Source organism: Pseudomonas fluorescens (assembly GCF_902498065.1).
In the GTDB taxonomy this organism is placed as follows: Bacteria; Pseudomonadota; Gammaproteobacteria; order Pseudomonadales; family Pseudomonadaceae; genus Aquipseudomonas; species Aquipseudomonas fluorescens_BJ.
In genome coordinates, this window is record NZ_CABVIR010000002.1 from 510836 (window position 1) to 529300 (window position 18465).

Consider the following 18465-nt stretch of genomic DNA (forward strand, 5'->3'; position numbering starts at 1 on the left):
CAGGTAGAGAATGTGAGTCAATTTTTCCAGATTCATCCGGAAAACCCGCAAGCGCGCCTGATAAAACAGGCTGTCGAGATCATCCGCAACGGCGGGGTGGTGATTTATCCCACAGACTCGTCCTACGCCATTGGTTGCCAGATCGGCGACAAGAATGCCGTGGAGCGCGTGCGCCGGTTGCGTCAACTGGATGAGAAGCACAACTTCGCGCTGATTTGCAGCGATCTGTCACAACTCGGGCTGTTCGCCAAGATCGATACCGGCACTTTCCGTGTGCTAAAGGCGCATCTGCCAGGGCCTTACACCTTCATTCTCAACGCCACCCGTGAAGTCCCGCGGCTGTTGTTGCACCCGAAAAAACGCACCATCGGCCTGCGTGTACCCAGTCATCCGATTGCCCTGGCGCTGCTGGAGGAACTCGGCGAGCCGCTGATGAGCGTGACGCTGATCATGCCTGGCGATACCGATCCGCTCACCGATCCGTACGAAATGCGCCAATTGCTCGAGCATCAGGTCGACCTGATCATCGACGGCGGTTTCGGCGGCATCAAGGCGTCCACCGTGATCAGCCTCGCCGACGGCGAGCCGGAAGTGATCCGCGTCGGTTGCGGCGACCCGACGCCGTTCATGGCCGAGGCGTAGATGTCTGCAGTAGAACCCGTTGTCGACAGTCAGGCCGGCGCCCAGCAAGAACTGCCTTTCGCCATGGTCTATGGCCAGGCGGTGCTGGAAATGCCGCTGGACCTCTACATTCCACCGGATGCGCTCGAGGTCTTTCTCGAAGCCTTCGAAGGCCCCCTCGACCTGCTGCTGTACCTGATCCGCAAACAGAACATCAACATCCTCGACATCCCGGTGGCGGAAATTACCCGCCAGTACATGGGCTACGTCGAGTTGATGCAGTCGGTGCGCCTGGAATTGGCCGCCGAGTACCTGGTGATGGCCGCGATGCTGGCCGAGATCAAGTCGCGGATGCTGTTGCCCCGCGCCGAAACCATCGAAGACGAAGAAGACGACCCGCGTGCCGAACTCATCCGCCGCTTGCAGGAATACGAGCGATTCAAGGCTGCCGCCGAAGGCATCGATGGCCTGAGCCGTGTCGGTCGTGATGTCGTGGTGCCCAAGCTGGATGCCCCGGAAGCGCGGGCGCGCAAGCTGTTGCCGGACGTCAGTCTGGGAGAGTTGCTGATGTCCATGGCCGAGGTGCTGCGCCGTGGCGACATGTTCGAAAGTCACCAGGTCAGCCGCGAGGCGCTGTCCACCCGCGAGCGCATGAGCGATGTACTGGAACGGCTCAAGGGCGGTGGTTTTGTGCCGTTTGTCGAGCTGTTCACGGCTGAAGAAGGGCGCCTGGGTGTCGTGGTGACCTTTATGGCGATCCTCGAACTGGTCAAGGAATCTTTGGTCGAGCTGGTGCAGAATGAGCCGTTCGCGGCGATCCACGTGCGAGCCCGAGCCGAATAACGAGTTGAATCATGAACCTGACTGAACCCCGCGAGCTGGCACCACTGCTTGAAGCCTTTCTGTTGGCCTCGGGAAAGCCGCAATCGCTTGAACGTCTGTTCGAACTCTTTGAAGAGGGCGAGCGGCCAGAGCCGCCGGTCTTCAAGAAAGCCCTGGCGATTCTGGCCAAGTCCTGTGATGGCCGTGCGTTCGAGCTGAAGGAAGTCGCTTCCGGCTATCGCCTGCAGATCCGCGAAAAATTTTCGCCATGGGTCGGGCGCTTGTGGGAAGAACGCCCGCAGCGTTACTCCCGCGCCATGCTCGAAACCATGGCCCTGATCGCCTATCGTCAGCCGATCACCCGGGGCGAGATCGAAGACGTGCGGGGCGTGGCGGTCAACAGTCACATCGTCAAGACGCTGCTGGAGCGGGAGTGGATTCGCATCGTCGGTTATCGCGATGTACCCGGTAAGCCCGCGATGTTTGCTACGACCAAGGCGTTTCTTGATCATTTCAACCTGAAAAACCTCGACGATTTGCCGCCGCTCGCCGAGCTGCGCGAGCTGGAGCCCGATCCGGTGCTCGACTTCGACGACGCGCCGGTGCCGGCCGGGTTGCAGGAACTGGCGGATGCCAGTGCCGAGCCGGAGGAGCCGAAGGAAGAAACCAGTTTCCATACGCTGTTGCTGGAGCTGGACACGATGGAGGAGGGGTTGAAGACCGACTTCGATGACATCCTGCGTGATAGCGCGGTGACGGAGTCTGAAGAGGTGCTGGAGCTTCAGGAACCGGAAATCGAAGCTGAACTACCGGTTGAGCCAGAAGCCACAGTCGAAGAAGAGCTTGAGGATGACGTGCTTGGCGTCGCCGAGGCGCGCGAGAAACTTCTGGCTGCTGTCGCTGCCCTTGAACAATCGAAACCCGAGCCCGAGCCCGAGCCCGAGTTGAGCGACGAAGAAGCCGAAGCCCGGGCCCTCGCCGAAGCCATCGAAGCCGAACGCCGCGAATTCGACGACTGACCCCTCCCCATTTTGAAGGCTATGGAGATCCTCTGTGGGAGCGAGCCTGCTCGCGATAGCGGTGTGTCAGGCAGCAATGATGTCGACTGACACTTTGCTATCGCGAGCAGGCTCGCTCCCACAGTGATTTGTGTTGATTGGAGTATTTGATGAGCTCAACCAGAGCTCCGCGCACATCAGCCTCTGCAAATTCACCGATGACATCTACCTCGGTTGCGGTCGCAGCAAGCGCGAGATCAAGGCCTGGAAGAAGCTCGACAAGACCGACAAACGCGCCATCCTCGCCGAAGCGGCGCTGCGCCTGATCAAACTCGGCGCCACCGGTCGGCGGAAATCCAGGTAACTCGCCATTCATCAGCTAGTCTCTGATGCGCAAACGCTCCCATGAGCGTATGATTCGCGACCCTCGAGCGATCCCTTCGCCCGAGTACAAGCTTTCAACGCTTCAGGCCCCTCACTTCAGAGCCGCCTGAACAGACCACACCGGGAGGTGCCCAGATGAGTATCAACGACCAGAAAGACGACCAGGAAATCGGCCCAGCAGGCGAAAAACTGCAGAAAGTCCTCGCCCGTATCGGCGTCGGCTCGCGCCGTGACGTAGAAGCCTGGATCAGTCATGGCCGCATCAAGGTCAATGGCAAAGACGCCACCCTTGGGCAGCGCGTCGACATGCACGACGCCATCACCATCGATGGCAAGGTGATCAAGCGCGAAGAAGCCGCCGAGTCGGTACGCCGCGTGATCATGTACAACAAGCCCGACGGTGAAATCTGCACCCGCCTTGACCCGGAAGGCCGCCCAACCGTTTTCGACAAGATGCCACGCCCCAAAGAAGGTCGCTGGATCAACATCGGTCGTCTGGACATCAACACCACCGGTCTGCTGATGTTCACCACCGACGGTGAGCTGGCCAACCGCCTGATGCACCCTTCCTACGAAATGGACCGTGAATACGCGGTACGTGTGCGTGGCGAAGTCGATGACGAGATGATTGAGCGTCTGAAGGCAGGCGTCGTCCTCGAAGACGGCCCGGCCAAGTTCACCGACATCAAGCAAGCGCCCGGTGGCGAAGGTTTCAACCACTGGTACCACTGCGTGGTGATGGAAGGGCGTAACCGTGAGGTTCGTCGTCTGTGGGAATCCCAGGGCCTGGTGGTCAGCCGTCTGAAACGCGTGCGTTTCGGTCCGGTGTTCCTCAACTCCGACCTGCCGATGGGTCGCTGGCGCGAAATGAGCCAGTACGAAGTCGACATTCTGAGCGCGGAAGTCGGCCTGACGCCGGTGGCCATGCCGCAGATGAACGCCAAGAGCAAAGACAAGCTCGACCGCATGCAGCGTAAATCGTCGCGTCCGATGGGCAAGACCGAACGCGTGCGCTCGTTGCGTCCAGCTATCGGTAACCAGACCGCTGCGACGCCGCGTGACTCCCGTGAACCGCAAATCGAAGGCGAGCGTCCAGCCCGCAAACCAGCAGCGCCACGCGCTGATGGCGAGCGCGGTCCACGCACACCGCGTCCGGCCAACGGTCGCACTGAACGCGGCGAAGGCCGCGGTGCGCCAAGCGGTGGTCGCAGCGATCGTGGTGCTCCTGCTGGACGTGGAGAGTCGGGTCGCGGTACGCCAGTGGCCGATCGTCCTTCGGACACCAAGCGCCCTGCGAAGCCAGCGCCAAAACGTCCGGGCATCAAGCTGGTCGAGGGAGACAAGCCATCGGGCAAGCGTCGCGGCGCGCCAGCCGGTTCGGGCCAGCGTCCGGGCTTCGGTCGTCGCAAGCCTGAGTAATCGGTAAGCGGTACTAAAAAACGCCAACCTTCGGGGTTGGCGTTTTTTTTTGCCCTGGTTTTGGCTGGGTGTTGTTCTTGAGGGTTTCTTCGCGGGCAAACCCCACATTCTGATCGCGCTTCAGTGCGACAAACCGGTCAACTGTGGGAGCGGGCTTGCCCGTGAAGGCGACAGTGGGAGCACTGCCAAAGTCCGGGTGGAAAACGGATGTTACGCCGCGTAAAGAAAACCTGACGATTTGTCCGGCTGGCCCTCGTGAAACCCACCTTAGGCAATAACTGTAAGAAATATCTTCCGCTCTATGAGCCTTCAGATCTTTTTCAGCGCTCTGGCCCGCTTGTTTCACCGTCCCATGCAGGGTGAGATGCGCCCCATGCCTGTCGTGCAGGTGCATAACAAAAAGGAGGCGCAATGTACGCCGTGACTCATTTCCACTTCTCCCCGTGGGGCGGTTTTCCCATCGCTCACGCCGACGACCCGCAAAGGTCCGACTCCCTTTTTGCAGCCACCCGAAACCTTCGGGGTGGACACAGGCAATCCCGGCAACCGACACGCTGATTCAGCGGTGTCTGGCAGCAGGGGGTTAGCGGTGTACAATGCGCCGCGTTTTACCTGTGACCTCCTGCGCATCTGCGCAAACCTCAAGGCTATCCGCCTTGTTCACTCCGCCGCGTCACGAGCGTGTCGGGTTCGATTTCGTCACAGATAAAAACAAACAGGTGACGCATGACCGTTGTAAATACGCTGAACTCCTGGTGCCTGCGCTGGGGTTTGATCGGCGCTGCTTAACGTCGCAACCGAGCAGCAACGTCTATTGAACATCATCAAACCTTGCGTGAGACCCTTTTCATGAGTGGACAAAACTCGCATTCAGGCGAGCTGAAACGCGGCCTGAAGAATCGTCATATTCAACTGATCGCTCTCGGTGGCGCGATCGGTACCGGCCTGTTCCTGGGCTCGGCCGGGGTGCTGAAATCCGCCGGCCCGTCGATGATCCTCGGCTACGCCATCTGCGGCTTCATCGCCTTCATGATCATGCGCCAGCTCGGCGAAATGATCGTCGAAGAGCCGGTGGCCGGTTCCTTCAGCCACTTCGCGCACAAGTACTGGGGCGGTTTCGCCGGTTTCCTGTCGGGCTGGAACTGCTGGATTCTGTACATTCTGGTGGGCATGTCGGAGCTGACTGCCGTCGGCAAGTACATCCACTACTGGGCGCCGGACATCCCGACGTGGGTCTCGGCAGCCGGGTTCTTCGTGCTGATCAATTTGATCAACCTGGCCAACGTCAAAGTCTTCGGCGAAGCCGAGTTCTGGTTCGCGATCATCAAGGTCGTGGCGATCGTCGGCATGATTGCCCTGGGCAGCTATTTGCTGGTCAGCGGCAACGGCGGCCCGCAAGCGTCGGTCAGCAACCTGTGGTCCCACGGCGGTTTCTTCCCGAATGGCATCAGCGGTCTGGTGATGGCCATGGCGATCATCATGTTCTCCTTCGGCGGCCTGGAAATGCTCGGTTTCACCGCAGCAGAAGCCGACAAGCCGAAAACCGTGATCCCGAAAGCCATCAACCAGGTGATCTACCGCATCCTGATTTTCTACATCGGCGCGCTGGTCATCCTGCTGTCGCTGACGCCATGGGACAGCCTGCTGTCGACCCTGAACGCCTCGGGCGATTCCTACAGCGGCAGCCCGTTCGTGCAAGTGTTCTCGATGCTTGGCAGCAACACCGCCGCACACATCCTCAACTTTGTGGTCCTGACTGCTGCGTTGTCGGTGTACAACAGCGGCACCTACTGCAACAGCCGCATGCTGCTGGGCATGGCTGAGCAGGGCGATGCACCGAAAGCCCTGGCGAAAATCGACAAGCGCGGCGTGCCGGTGCGCTCGATCCTCGCTTCGGCGGCGGTGACGTTGATTGCGGTGTTGTTGAACTACCTGATCCCGCAAAACGCTCTGGAACTGCTGATGTCGCTGGTGGTGGCCACGTTGGTGATCAACTGGGCGATGATCAGCTATTCGCACTTCAAGTTCCGCCAGCACATGAACAAGACCCGGCAGACGCCGCTGTTCAAGGCCCTGTGGTATCCGTATGGCAACTACATCTGCCTGGCGTTCGTGGTGTTCATTCTTGGCGTGATGCTGTTGATTCCGGGCATCCAGGTGTCGGTGTACGCGATTCCGGTGTGGGTCGCGTTCATGTGGATTTGCTACGGCATCAAGAACAAGCGCAGTGCTCAGCATGCGTTGCAGGCTGCAGTGAAATAGCGCAGCGCGCAGAAACGACAAACCCGGCCATGTGCCGGGTTTGTCTTTTTCGGCCTACACAAAACCCTGTGGGAGCGTGGCTTGCCCGCGATGAACGATAACGCGATGTACCTGATGAACCGCGGCGCCTGAATCGCGGGCAAGCAACGCTCCCCACAGGGACCGCGTTCTCGCCATTCATTCGCGGTATCCTGAAAGGCCTCAACCCGGACGCTTTTCCATGCTGGTGATTTCCAACAACGTGCATCTGCCGGATGCCGAGATCGAATTGACGGCCATTCGTGCCCAGGGCGCCGGTGGGCAGAACGTCAACAAGGTCTCCAGCGCCGTGCACTTGCGCTTCGACATTCCGGCCTCGTCCTTGCCCGAGTTCTACAAGGAACGGCTGCTGGCGTTGCGGGACAGCCGCATTACCAGCGAAGGGGTGTTGATCATCAAGGCCCAGCAATACCGCACGCAGGAGGCCAATCGCGCCGATGCGCTGGAGCGGCTGACCGAGTTGATCCTCAGCGCCACCAAGGTCGAAAAGAAACGCCGTCCGACCAAACCGACCCTCGGCTCGAAGAAGCGCCGGCTCGAATCCAAGACCAAGCGCGGCAGCATCAAGGCTGGACGCGGCAAGGTCGACTTTTAATGCGTGTCTCTTTCTTCGCGGTACTTTGGCGCTTGCCGGTACAGATAAACGCTGAGCATCAACCCGCTTAACGCGGCGAGTGCGGCGAACAGGAAGATCGAGGCAAAACCAAATCCGGCAGCAATCGCGCCCGCCAACGGCCCGGTAATCCCCAGCGACAAATCGATGAACAGCGAGTAAGCGCCGACCGCTGCGCCACGGCTCGACGCTGGCACCAGATTGACCGCTTCCACGCCCAGCGCCGGGAACACCAGCGAAAAACCGAAACCGCTCAGCGCTGCACCGGCCAACGCCCAATGAGCATCCGGTGCCAACCACAGCAGCAACAGTCCCAGGGTTTCCACCGACAGGCAGGCGATGGCCACGCGAAAACCGCCGAGACGGTTGATCAGGTTACCGAACAGCAGTCGCGCGCCGATGAAGCTCGCGCCAAACAGGCTCAGGCACAACACCGCGTTGTCCCAGTGTTGCGTGGCGTAATACAAGGTAATGAAGGTGGCGATGGTGCCGAAGCCGATCGAACCCAGCGCCAGGCCGCAACCGTGCGGCAGCACTCGACCCAGCACATGCATGAACGGCAATCGTTCCCCGACCACAATCGGTGCGGCGGTCTTCGGCCACGCCAGCGCCAGACCCAGCACGGCCAGCAAGACGATGCTTACGCCCATGCTCCACAAGCCCAACTGACTGACCAGCAGCACGCCCAGCGGTGCACCAACGGCCAGTGCGCCATAACTGGCGATGCCGTTCCAGGAGATCACTTTGGCGGTGTTCGCCGCGCCGACCCGGCCGATGCCCCAGCCGATCGAGCCGGAGCCCACCAGGCTTTCCGCGCTGCCGAGCACCAGGCGGCCGATCAGCAGGCTGATCAGACTCAGCATCGGCAGGCTTTGGGTCCAGGCCGAAAGCAGCATGAACACGCCGCTCAGGCCGCATCCGGCGAGGCCATACATGACCGCCAGTTTGCTGCCTTTGTTATCAATGATTTTCCCGGCGTATGGGCGGCTGAGCAGGGTGGCGAGGTATTGCACGCTGATCACCAGACCGGCGACCACGGCGCCGAAACCCAGATCGCTGTGGACGTAGCCGGGCAACACGGCCAGGGGAATGCCGATATTGAGGTAGCCAATAAAAGTGAACAGGACGATGGAAACGACTTGCAGCGTGACCGCCAGGGGGCGCTGGTTTTCAGACATGGGTAAAGATCCACGGGAAAGCAGGATAGATAGGCTGCTTATGATAGCGGCGTGAGCGGCCGCAGGGCGTGGAAAAGTAAAACTATTTGCCCGGTGGAGGCGAATCAGGGTTTGGCGGGGGCGACCAGTTGCGTCGTGACCAGGGCGGCCAAGGCATTTTCTTCGCTGCCGAAACGGGCGAGCAATGCGGCTTGTTTCTCGGGGGACAGGCGATTCCAGATCTCGATCATCTTCTCGGCCGTGCCGATCAGGACGCTGGCCTGAGTCTCGCTAAAGTCATCGGTCATGGTGTGCAACTCAAGAGTTCAGGCGGTGTGGAAAGCGCATGTTAGCGCTTTCCACACGGTCTGGCATTGCGGGTGTTTCAGTCTTCTCTGTCGGCCTGGCGGCGTTCAGTGGCTTCTTTCGGCTCGGGCTGTTGGGCGCCGGCTTGTTGCGTGGGTGTCTGCTCAGTTTCGTGCAGGCTTGGGAAGGGGAGATTAGGGATCTCGTGCATGTTTCGCGCTCCTCGCAAAGTCTGTTGATAGATCTGGTAGATCCGCGCTTTTACAAAGCTTGGGCAGGATACAGCAGGAGAAATGACAAATAGACTTTTATATCTATTTGTTTCGACGGGTGGGCTTGTCTAGACAGGTGTGTGCAGGAGCGAGCTTGCTCGCTCCTGCAGGGGGGGTTATTTGCAGACTTCTGCGATGGCTTCGGCCAGCAAATCCAGGCGCGTGGCATCAATCCCCGCCACGTTCGCGCGGCCGGTACCGACCATGTAAACGCTGTGATGATCACGCAACTGTTTAACCTGGTCAGGTGTTAATCCGGTGTAGGAAAACATCCCGCGTTGCACACCAATGTGCGCAAAGCGCTCGCGCAAACCATGAGGTTCCAGCGCCTCGACCAGACCGCTGCGCAGTTGGGCAATACGCAAGCGCATGGCTTCCACCTCGTCGGCCCAAAGGCTTTTCAGCTCCGGGTCGCCGAGGATCGTCGCCACCACGGCAGCACCGTGATCCGGCGGAGTCGACCACAAGTTGCGGGCGATATTGGCCAGTTGGCTGCGGATATCGACCAGTTTGTCAGCGGTCTTCGCGCAGACAATCAAGGCCCCCGTGCGGTCGCGGTACAGGCCGAAGTTTTTCGAGCAGGAACTGGTGATCAGCACTTCCGGCAGTTCAGCTGCGAACAACCGGGTCGACCATGCATCCTGCTCCAACCCGTCGCCGAAACCCTGGTAGGCGAAGTCGATCAGCGGCACCAATTTGCGATGGCGCACGACGTCGAGCACGCGGTGCCAATCGTCATGGGACAGATCGAAACCGGTCGGGTTGTGGCAGCAAGCGTGCAGCAAAACGACGTCACCCTCAGGTGCTTCGTTGAGCGCCGCCAGCATCGCTTCAACATCGAGACGGTTGTCGCTACCGACATAGGGGTAATGATTAACCTTGACCCCGGCCGTGGCAAAAATGGTTTCGTGGATCGGCCAGGTCGGGTTGCTCAGCCACACGCCACGGCCCGGCAGGCACTGGGCGATGAAGTCCGCGCTCAAGCGCAACGCACCGGTGCCGCCCGGCGTCTGGGTGGCCCCGGCCCGTTGTTCGGCGATCAACGCAGAGTCGGCGCCGAGCACCAACTCATTGATGGCTTTGCCGAACGCCGGTTCGCCGTGACCGCCGATGTAGGTCTTAGTGGTCTGGCGATCCACCAGGCGCTGCTCGGCGAGCTTCACTGCCTGGGGAATCGGCGTCAGGCCGAAGGCATCCTTATAGACGCCCACGCCAAGGTCGAATTTGCGCGGGTTGGGGTCCTGCGCATAGGCCTCCATCAGGCCCAGGATCGGGTCGCCGGGTACTCGACCGATGGCGTCGAAATGCATTATTTGCGGCCCTCGGCGTCCTTGGCCACTTCGTCAGTGCGCGCGGCCATGATGAAGTCGTTGCGGTGCAGGCCCTTGATCGAGTGGCTCCACCAGGTCACGGTGACTTTGCCCCACTCGGTCAACAGGCCCGGGTGGTGACCTTCAGCTTCGGAGATTTCCCCGACCGCGTTGGTGAACGCCAGCGCGTGTTTGAAGTTCTTGAACAGGAAAACCTTTTCCAGCTGCATAACGCTGTCGCGAACTTCGATGTTCCAGTCCGGGATCTGCTTGATCAGTACCGGCAACTCTTCGTCGCTGACCTGAGGGGCATCGGCGCGGCAGGCTTCGCAATGGGCTTGGTTCAATGTGGACATGATCTGTTCCTGAATTCGAATGATTGGCAATCGGCCGTCAGTGCAACCACGCTAAACCAAAGCGTCGCTTCCTGACAGGCTCACTTGATTCTAAAAGCTGCGGATCACGCGGCTTTTTTTGGCGGAAATTTAGGCGCGTGCAAACCCAGCTGCATACCTTGCTTGACCATGCCCATGATGTCTTCATGGGCGAGGTCGAACAAACGCTTGAGGTTTGGCAAGACGAAATACAACGGTTGCAGGATGTCGATGCGGTACGGCGTGCGCATGCATTCCAGCGGATCGAAGGCCTGATGCTCAGGTTCGTCCGACAGGCTGTAAACGGTTTCTTTCGGTGAGGACAGAATGCCGCCACCGTAAATGCGCTGGCCTTCGGGTGTATCCACCAGGCCGAACTCGATGGTCATCCAGTACAGACGCGCCAGGTATACGCGTTCTTCCTTGGACGCCTGTAGGCCGAGTTTGCCGTAGGTGTGGGTGAATTCAGCGAACCAGGGGTTGGTCAGCAGCGGGCAGTGGCCAAAGATCTCGTGGAAAATGTCCGGCTCTTGCAGGTAATCCAGCTCTTCGCGGGTACGAATAAACGTCGCCACCGGGAACTGCTTGTTCGCCAGCAATTCGAAAAAGGTCTGGAAGGGAATCAGTGCGGGGACCCGGGCAACTTGCCAGCCGGTGGTTTCACCGAGGACCTTGTTGATTTCACCGAGTTGCGGAATGCGGTCGTGGGGCAGACCGAGTTTTTCGATACCGTCCAGGTATTCCTGGCACGCACGCCCTTCGATCACTTTCAGTTGGCGAGTGATCAGCGTGTTCCACACCGCGTGTTCTTCGGCGGGGTAGTCGATAAAACCTTGCGCATCGGGCTCGCGAGCCACGTAGTGCGTCTGCTTCATGCTGCTCTCCTGCTAGGGGATTTCGTTCTTGTTATGTCCTGCTATGGACTTAGGAATACCCCAATAATTGCGGCATTGCAGTAGGTGATCGACGCTCCCTGTAGGAAAGAATCGCGAAATTCGTAAAGTTTTCGTTACGAATTGGCGACTACCGCGTAGTTGCTGAGATTCTCGGGTTTGAAAAGCGCTTTGGCTGTCACATAATCTTGACGGCCATCTGAGCGCCCCATCAGAAAAATCGGGCGCTAACCCTGTGGGAGCCAGCCTGCTGGCGATAGCGGTGTGTCATTCGACATCCACATCGCCTGATGCGACGCCATCGCCAGCAGGCTGGCTCCCACAGGTCAATCATCGTTTATCAGGTCTTTTATATGCGTATCAAAGTCCACTGCCAGAACCGTATCGGCATCCTGCGCGACATTCTCAACTTGCTCGTCGAGTACGGGATCAACGTCGCTCGTGGTGAAGTGGGTGGCGAGCATGGCAACGCGATCTACTTGCATTGCCCGAACCTGATCAACATTCAGTTCCAGGCACTGCGTCCGAAATTTGAATCGATTGCCGGGGTCTTTGGCGTCAAGCGGGTAGGGCTGATGCCCAGCGAGCGTCGGCACATGGAGCTCAATGCCTTGCTCGGCGCCCTGGAGTTTCCGGTGTTGTCGATCGACATGGGTGGCTCGATCGTCGCGGCCAACCGCGCGGCAGCGCAGTTGCTCGGGGTGCGTGTCGACGAGGTGCCGGGGATTCCCTTGTCGCGTTATGCCGAGGATTTCGATTTGCCGGAGTTGGTGCGCGCCAACAAATCGCGGATCAACGGGCTGCGGGTCAAGGTCAAAGGCGACGTGTTTCTCGCCGACATCGCGCCGCTGCAATCGGAACATGACGACAGCGAGGCCATGGCCGGCGCGGTGCTGACGCTGCATCGTGCCGACCGGGTAGGGGAGCGCATTTATAACGTGCGCAAACAGGAGTTGCGTGGGTTCGACAGCATCTTCCAGAGCTCGAAAGTCATGGCCGCGGTGGTACGTGAAGCCCGGCGCATGGCGCCGCTGGATGCGCCGCTATTGATAGAAGGCGAAACCGGAACCGGCAAGGAATTGCTGGCGCGGGCCTGTCACCTGGCCAGCCCGCGGGGGCAGTCACCGCTGATGGCGCTCAATTGCGCCGGTCTGCCGGAGTCCATGGCCGAGACTGAATTGTTTGGCTACGGCCCGGGTGCGTTTGAAGGGGCGCGGGCGGAAGGCAAGCTCGGGCTGCTGGAGTTGACGGCGGGCGGTACGCTGTTTCTCGACGGCGTGGGAGAAATGAGTCCGCGGCTACAGGTGAAGCTGCTGCGCTTCCTGCAGGACGGTTGCTTCCGTCGTGTAGGCAGTGATGAAGAGGTCTATCTCGATGTGCGAGTGATCTGTGCCACGCAGGTCGACCTGTCGGAATTGTGCGCCCGTGGCGAGTTTCGCCAGGATTTGTATCACCGTTTGAATGTGCTTTCGCTGCACATTCCGCCACTGCGCGAATGCCTGGATGGTTTGACGCCACTGGTGGAGCATTTCCTTGATCAAGCCAGTCGGCAAATCGGTTGCCCGCTGCCGAAACTGGCGCCGGCGGCTATGGACCGGCTCAGTCACTATCACTGGCCGGGCAACGTCCGGCAGTTGGAAAACGTGTTGTTCCAGGCGGTTTCGTTGTGCGAGGGCGGGACGGTCAAGGCTGAACATATTCGACTGCCAGACTATGGCGTGCGTCAGCCGCTTGGCGATTTTTCACTCGAAGGCGGACTGGATGCGATTGTCGGGCGCTTTGAAAAAGCGGTGCTGGAGCGTTTGTATTCCGAGCATCCGAGCAGTCGGCAATTGGGTAAGCGGTTGGGGGTTTCGCACACGACCATTGCCAACAAATTGCGTGAGTATGAAGTCGGCAAGACTGAGTCTTAGCGGGCTCTTGCATTGATTTTGCTGGCCTCATCGCGGGCAAGCCCGCTCCCACAGGGATTGTCAATGGATTCAAAATCTGTGAGCACCCGACAACTCTGTGGGAGCGGGCTTGCCCGCGAAGGCGTCAGCACTGCTGGCACCTGGGTCAAGCCTTGCCACATAACGGCATAACACCGCCGGTTTTTCGTCTTTGACACAATCCCTCATTCCCCTCTGAACCCCTCAAGTCCTTTGTTTGCCGGGCCCCGCGCCGCCAGAAAAAAGTTGGTCTGCAAATTGCTTATGGCTCAGCAGTACAGCGGTGGGCGGCAAACGTCCGGCATGCAGAGGAAAGAGTGTGGACAAGTACCTTTATGTGGCAATGACCGGCGCCAGCCAGAATGCACTGGCGCAGAAGGCTCATGCGAACAACCTGGCGAACATCTCCACCAACGGCTTCCAGAAAGACCTGGAGCAGGCGCGTTCGATGCCCGTGTTCGGTGACAGCTTTCCGGCGCGTGCGTTTGCGATGTCCGAACGTCCGGCCACCGACTTCTCCGCGGGCTCCCTGGTACAAACCGGCCGCGACCTCGACGTCGCGGTGCAGGGCAACGGCTGGATCGCGGTGCAGAACCCGGATGGCGGTGAGAGCTACGTGCGCACCGGCAGCCTGAACGTTGACGCGCTGGGCGTGCTGCGGGCCGGCAACGGTATGCCGGTGATGGGCAATGGCGGGCCGATTTCCGTGCCGCCCGAGCAGCAAATCGAAGTGGGTGAAGATGGCACTGTCAGCATTCGTGCGATGGGTGAAGGCCCGCGTGTGATGGCCGAAGTCGACCGCATCAAGCTGGTCAACCCGGACTTCAAGAACATGACCAAAGGCCTGGACGGTTCGATCCACACCAAGGACGGCAAGCCGGCGCAAGCCGATGCCAACGTCAAGCTGGTGTCCGGGTTCCTTGAGTCGAGCAACGTCAATGCCGTGGAAGAGATGACCTCGGTACTGGCCCTGGCCAAGCAGTTCGAGCTGCACATCAAGATGATGAACACCGCCAAAGATGACGACCAGGCCATGGCTCGGGTCTTGCAGATCAGCTAATTATCAGAACGTCGCGCCGTAAAACAGGCGCACGAGGAGAATCGAATGCTTCCGGCTCTATGGGTTGCCAAAACAGGTCTGTCCGCCCAGGACACCAACCTGACGACCATTTCCAACAACCTGGCGAACGTGTCGACCACGGGTTTCAAACGTGACCGCGCCGAGTTCCAGGACCTGCTGTACCAGATCAAACGCCAGCCTGGCGCCCAGTCGACCCAGGACAGCGAACTGCCGTCGGGTCTGCAATTGGGTACCGGTGTGCGCATTGTCGGCACCCAGAAAAATTTCAACGCCGGCAGCCTGCAAACCACCGAACAACCGTTGGACATGGCCATCGACGGTCGCGGTTTCTTCCAGATCCTGCAACCGGACGGCACCACGTCCTACACCCGTGACGGTACGTTCCACCTCGACTCCAACGGTCAGATCGTCAACGCCAGCGGTTTCGCCCTGGAACCGGCCATTGTCATCCCGAACGACGCTCAGACCTTTACGGTCGGTCGTGACGGCACCGTGTCCATCACCGTTGCCGGTAACCCGGCGTCCCAGGTGATCGGCAACCTGCAAACCGCCGACTTCATCAACCCGGCCGGCCTGCAAGCGGTGGGTAACAACCTGTTCCTGGAAACTGCCGCCAGCGGTGCGCCGCAAGTCGGCACGCCAGGCCTGGCCGGTTTCGGCACCACGCTGCAGAACACCCTGGAAACCTCCAACGTCAGCACCGTTGAAGAGATGGTCAACATGATCACCACTCAGCGCGCCTACGAGATGAACTCCAAGGTGATCTCCACCGCCGACCAGATGCTCTCGTTCGTAACGCAGAATCTGTAATCAAGTCTATGAGGCGGCCATGAGGTCGCCTGCAACACCGTGAGGTAGGGTCATGAATCGCTTTGTATCTGTCCTGGCACTGAGTGGCGTCGCCGCGCTGGCGGGTTGCGTCGGTCCGACGCCCAAGCCCAATGACCCTTACTACGCCCCGGTGTTGCCGCGTACGCCGTTGCCGGCCGCCGCGAATAATGGCTCGATCTACCAGGCCGGTTTCGAACAGAACCTGTACAGCGACCGCAAGGCGTTCCGGGTCGGTGACATCATCACCATCACCCTGAACGAAAGAACCCAAGCCAGTAAAAACGCCAACTCGCAAGTGGCCAAGAACAGCAAGGCCGGCATTGGCCTGACGTCGTTGTTCGGCGCAATCCCCAACACCAACAATCCATTGAGTGACGGGGACCTGACGCTGAATGCGAGTTACAGCGGCGACCGCGCGACCAAGGGTGACAGCAAGGCCGGTCAGGGCAACAGCCTGACCGGTTCGATCACCGTGACGGTGGCCGACGTCTTGCCCAACGGCATCATTGCTGTGCGTGGCGAGAAGTGGATGACCCTCAATACCGGTGATGAGCTGGTGCGAATCGCCGGCCTGGTCCGGGCCGATGACATCGCCACCGACAACACGGTTTCGTCAACGCGTATCGCCGATGCACGCATCACCTATTCGGGCACCGGTTCGTTTGCCGATGCGAGTCAGCCAGGCTGGTTCGACCGTTTCTTCCTCAGCCCGCTGTTCCCTTTCTAGGTGGCTACGTTGAATTTCAAAAGCCTCATGGTGGCCGCGCTTTTGCTGTCTGCGGCCTTCAACGCTCAAGCCGAGCGGCTGAAGGATATCGCCAGTATTTCCGGCGTACGTTCCAACCAATTGATCGGTTACGGCCTGGTGGTCGGGCTTAACGGCACCGGCGACCAGACGACGCAAACCCCGTTCACCCTGCAAACCTTCAACAACATGCTCTCGCAGTTCGGCATCAAGGTGCCGGCCGGTTCCGGCAACGTGCAGTTGAAGAACGTCGCGGCAGTGTCGATCAGTGCCGATTTGCCGGCCTTCGCCAAGCCGGGTCAGCAGGTGGATATCACCGTGGCCTCCATCGGTAACTCCAAGAGCCTGCGTGGCGGCACCTTGCTGCTGACGCCGCTCAAGGGTATCGACGGCAACGTCTACGCGATCGCCCAGGGCAACCTGGTGGTCGGCGGTTTTGATGCTGAAGGTCGCGACGGTTCGAAGATCACCGTCAACGTTCCGTCGGCCGGTCGCATCCCCGGTGGTGCATCGGTCGAGCGTTCGGTGCCGAGCGGTTTCAACCAGGGCAACAGCCTGACGTTGAACCTCAACCGTTCCGACTTCACCACCGCCAAGCGCATCGTCGACAAGATCAACGATTTGCTCGGCCCTGGCGTTGCCCAGGCCATCGATGGCGGTTCGATTCGCGTCAGTGCGCCACTCGATCCGAGTCAGCGCGTCGACTATTTGTCGATCATCGAGAACCTTGAAGTCGATCCGGGTCAGGCGGTGGCGAAAGTCATCATCAACTCCCGCACCGGCACCATCGTGATCGGCCAGAACGTCAAGGTGTCCCCGGCCGCCGTGACTCACGGCAGCCTGACCGTGACCATCACCGAAGACCCGATCGTCAGCCAGCCAGGCCCTCTGTCCAATGGTCAGACCGCTGTCGTGCCGCGCTCGCGGGTCAATGCTCAGCAGGAAGCCAAACCGATGTTCAAGTTCGGCCCGGGCACCACCCTCGACGAGATCGTGCGTGCGGTGAACCAGGTCGGCGCGGCGCCAGGTGACTTGATGGCAATCCTTGAAGCACTGAAACAGGCCGGCGCGTTGCAAGCCGACCTGATCGTGATCTGAGGCCGGCGACCATGGATATGTACAAGAGTGGTCTGGTCAGCAGTGCCGATTCGGGTTCCTACTCGGACCTCAATCGCCTGAACCAGCTCAAGGTCGGCGACAAGAACAGTGACGAAAACCTGCGCAAAGTGGCGCAGGAGTTCGAGTCGCTGTTTCTCGGTGAAATGCTCAAGTCCATGCGCAAGGCGACCGACACGCTGGGTGAGGGTAATCCGCTCAACACTCCGGCAGCCAAGCAGTACCAGGAAATGTACGACCAGCAGCTGGCCGTTTCCATGTCCCGCGAAGGCGGTGGTATTGGTCTGGCGGACGTGCTGATGCGGCAGATGTCGAAGAACAAACCACTGGCGCCGGGCGAAGCGGCAACGCTGTCGGCGGCCAAGCAGGAAGCGGCCAAAGCGGCGGCGCAGACGCCGATAGCTGCCGGCACGACCGCCACCAATGGGCCGCTGTCGCGAGTCAATGGCCAGCGTCCGTTGTGGGCTTCGCGCTCGATCAGCGCTCCACAGGCGGCAGGCGAGGGTGCTCATCGCAACGACATGGCGCTGATCAATCAGCGGCGCCTGGCGTTGCCACCGAAACTGGCTGACCGTTTGCTGGCAGGCCTGGTGCCTTCGGCGACGACGACCGCCGCGAAGCTCCCCGACACTCGATTGCCCGAGCGCACTGTGCCGACCGGATCGGGGCCTTTGTTCAATGGTGACTGGCTGGCCACTGCGCAAGCGGCATCGAGCGCCGGCTTGCAGATTCATGGGCGAGCCATCGCTCAGATACCGTTGGCGCCCGCGAAAAAAGCCTTCAATTCTGCCGACCAGTTCGTCAACACCATGTTGCCGATGGCCAAGGAAGCCGCCGAGCGCATCGGCGTCGATCCGCGTTACCTGGTGGCTCAGGCAGCGCTGGAAACTGGCTGGGGCAAATCGGTCATGCGCGCCCAGGATGGCAGCAGCAGCCACAACCTGTTCGGCATCAAGGCCAGCAGCAACTGGACGGGCAATTCGGCACGGGCGATCACCAGCGAATTCAGGAATGGCGCGATGGTCAAGGAGACGGCCGAGTTCCGTTCCTACGACTCTTACAAGGACAGCTTCCATGACCTTGTGACTTTGTTGCAAACCAACAATCGCTATCAAGATGTCGTGAAGTCGGCCGATAACCCAGAACAGTTTGTACGCGAGTTGCAAAAGGCCGGTTACGCAACCGACCCCGACTACGCGAGCAAGATTTCGCAGATAGCCAAGCAGATGACGAGTTACCAGAACTACGCTGCGGCGGGCGTTTCCACCACGCCTTTATAGGCACAAGGATT

18 protein-coding genes and 1 pseudogene are annotated in these 18465 nt (G+C 60.0%); 13 read left to right on the forward strand and 6 right to left on the reverse strand.

The features are described from left to right. Window positions 1–12: 12 nt before the first annotated feature. The 7 genes and pseudogenes from F8N43_RS11655 to arfB all read left to right on the forward strand — a co-directional run bounded on the left by F8N43_RS11655 (window position 13) and on the right by arfB (window position 7140). Window positions 13–642 carry an L-threonylcarbamoyladenylate synthase gene (locus tag F8N43_RS11655; RefSeq protein WP_150630275.1) on the forward strand — a complete coding sequence of 210 codons (630 nt, stop codon included), beginning with the start codon at window positions 13–15 and terminating at the stop codon, window positions 640–642. Next, window positions 643–1464 (forward strand): segregation and condensation protein A, encoded by an 822-nt coding sequence (locus F8N43_RS11660; RefSeq protein ID WP_150637664.1) that lies wholly within the window; start codon window positions 643–645, stop codon window positions 1462–1464. Between the two features lie 11 nt (window positions 1465–1475). After that, window positions 1476–2462, forward strand: a complete 987-nt coding sequence (gene scpB, locus F8N43_RS11665; protein WP_150653805.1) for an SMC-Scp complex subunit ScpB — start codon at window positions 1476–1478, stop codon at window positions 2460–2462. Window positions 2463–2611: 149 nt separating this feature from the next. Beyond that, window positions 2612–2805, forward strand: a pseudogene (locus F8N43_RS11670) (DUF1289 domain-containing protein). A 155-nt stretch (window positions 2806–2960) separates the two neighbouring features. Beyond that, window positions 2961–4244, forward strand: a complete 1284-nt coding sequence (gene rluB, locus F8N43_RS11675) for a 23S rRNA pseudouridine(2605) synthase RluB (RefSeq protein WP_150630272.1) — start codon at window positions 2961–2963, stop codon at window positions 4242–4244. Between the two features lie 849 nt (window positions 4245–5093). After that, the gene (locus F8N43_RS11680; RefSeq protein ID WP_150630271.1) at window positions 5094–6506 is read left to right on the forward strand and encodes an amino acid permease; all 1413 of its coding nucleotides are present in this window, start codon (window positions 5094–5096) and stop codon (window positions 6504–6506) included. Window positions 6507–6726: 220 nt separating this feature from the next. Further along, on the forward strand, window positions 6727–7140 hold the full coding sequence (gene arfB, locus F8N43_RS11685) for an alternative ribosome rescue aminoacyl-tRNA hydrolase ArfB (protein WP_008010994.1): 414 nt from the start codon (window positions 6727–6729) through the stop codon (window positions 7138–7140). Here the strand turns inward: arfB and F8N43_RS11690 are convergent. From F8N43_RS11690 to phhA, 6 genes are all read right to left on the reverse strand, one after another. Then, entirely contained in the window at window positions 7137–8336 is a 1200-nt protein-coding gene (locus F8N43_RS11690; protein ID WP_150653806.1) for an MFS transporter, read from the reverse strand. The two genes, arfB and F8N43_RS11690, sit on opposite strands and share 4 nt — an antisense overlap. Before the next feature lie 104 nt (window positions 8337–8440). Then, window positions 8441–8623, reverse strand: a complete 183-nt coding sequence (locus tag F8N43_RS11695; protein ID WP_008030471.1) for a hypothetical protein — start codon at window positions 8621–8623, stop codon at window positions 8441–8443. Between the two features lie 77 nt (window positions 8624–8700). Then, the gene (locus F8N43_RS29710) at window positions 8701–8832 is read right to left on the reverse strand and encodes a hypothetical protein (RefSeq protein WP_263596737.1); all 132 of its coding nucleotides are present in this window, start codon (window positions 8830–8832) and stop codon (window positions 8701–8703) included. 177 nt (window positions 8833–9009) lie between these two features. Then, a complete protein-coding gene (locus F8N43_RS11700; RefSeq protein WP_150653807.1) occupies window positions 9010–10203 on the reverse strand; it encodes an amino acid aminotransferase in 1194 nt (397 codons plus the stop codon). Next, complete coding sequence (locus F8N43_RS11705; RefSeq protein ID WP_008030478.1) at window positions 10203–10559, reverse strand: 4a-hydroxytetrahydrobiopterin dehydratase; 357 nt, start codon at window positions 10557–10559, stop codon at window positions 10203–10205. Before F8N43_RS11705 ends, F8N43_RS11700 begins: the two co-directional genes overlap by 1 nt. Before the next feature lie 104 nt (window positions 10560–10663). Continuing rightward, window positions 10664–11452, reverse strand: a complete 789-nt coding sequence (gene phhA / locus F8N43_RS11710; RefSeq protein WP_150630268.1) for a phenylalanine 4-monooxygenase — start codon at window positions 11450–11452, stop codon at window positions 10664–10666. A gap of 371 nt (window positions 11453–11823) precedes the next feature. Between phhA and F8N43_RS11720 the strand changes: the two genes are divergently transcribed. The 6 genes from F8N43_RS11720 to flgJ all read left to right on the forward strand — a co-directional run bounded on the left by F8N43_RS11720 (window position 11824) and on the right by flgJ (window position 18454). Then, window positions 11824–13383 (forward strand): sigma-54-dependent transcriptional regulator, encoded by a 1560-nt coding sequence (locus F8N43_RS11720; protein ID WP_150653809.1) that lies wholly within the window; start codon window positions 11824–11826, stop codon window positions 13381–13383. A gap of 337 nt (window positions 13384–13720) precedes the next feature. Then, entirely contained in the window at window positions 13721–14461 is a 741-nt protein-coding gene (locus tag F8N43_RS11725; RefSeq protein ID WP_008030482.1) for a flagellar basal body rod protein FlgF, read from the forward strand. 45 nt (window positions 14462–14506) lie between these two features. Further along, entirely contained in the window at window positions 14507–15292 is a 786-nt protein-coding gene (flgG, locus tag F8N43_RS11730) for a flagellar basal-body rod protein FlgG (protein ID WP_008030483.1), read from the forward strand. Between the two features lie 52 nt (window positions 15293–15344). Continuing rightward, entirely contained in the window at window positions 15345–16040 is a 696-nt protein-coding gene (flgH, locus tag F8N43_RS11735; RefSeq protein ID WP_150630264.1) for a flagellar basal body L-ring protein FlgH, read from the forward strand. A gap of 27 nt (window positions 16041–16067) precedes the next feature. Beyond that, complete coding sequence (locus F8N43_RS11740; protein ID WP_191623643.1) at window positions 16068–17156, forward strand: flagellar basal body P-ring protein FlgI; 1089 nt, start codon at window positions 16068–16070, stop codon at window positions 17154–17156. Window positions 17157–17167: 11 nt separating this feature from the next. Further along, window positions 17168–18454, forward strand: a complete 1287-nt coding sequence (flgJ, locus tag F8N43_RS11745; protein WP_150630262.1) for a flagellar assembly peptidoglycan hydrolase FlgJ — start codon at window positions 17168–17170, stop codon at window positions 18452–18454. Window positions 18455–18465: the final 11 nt, after the last annotated feature.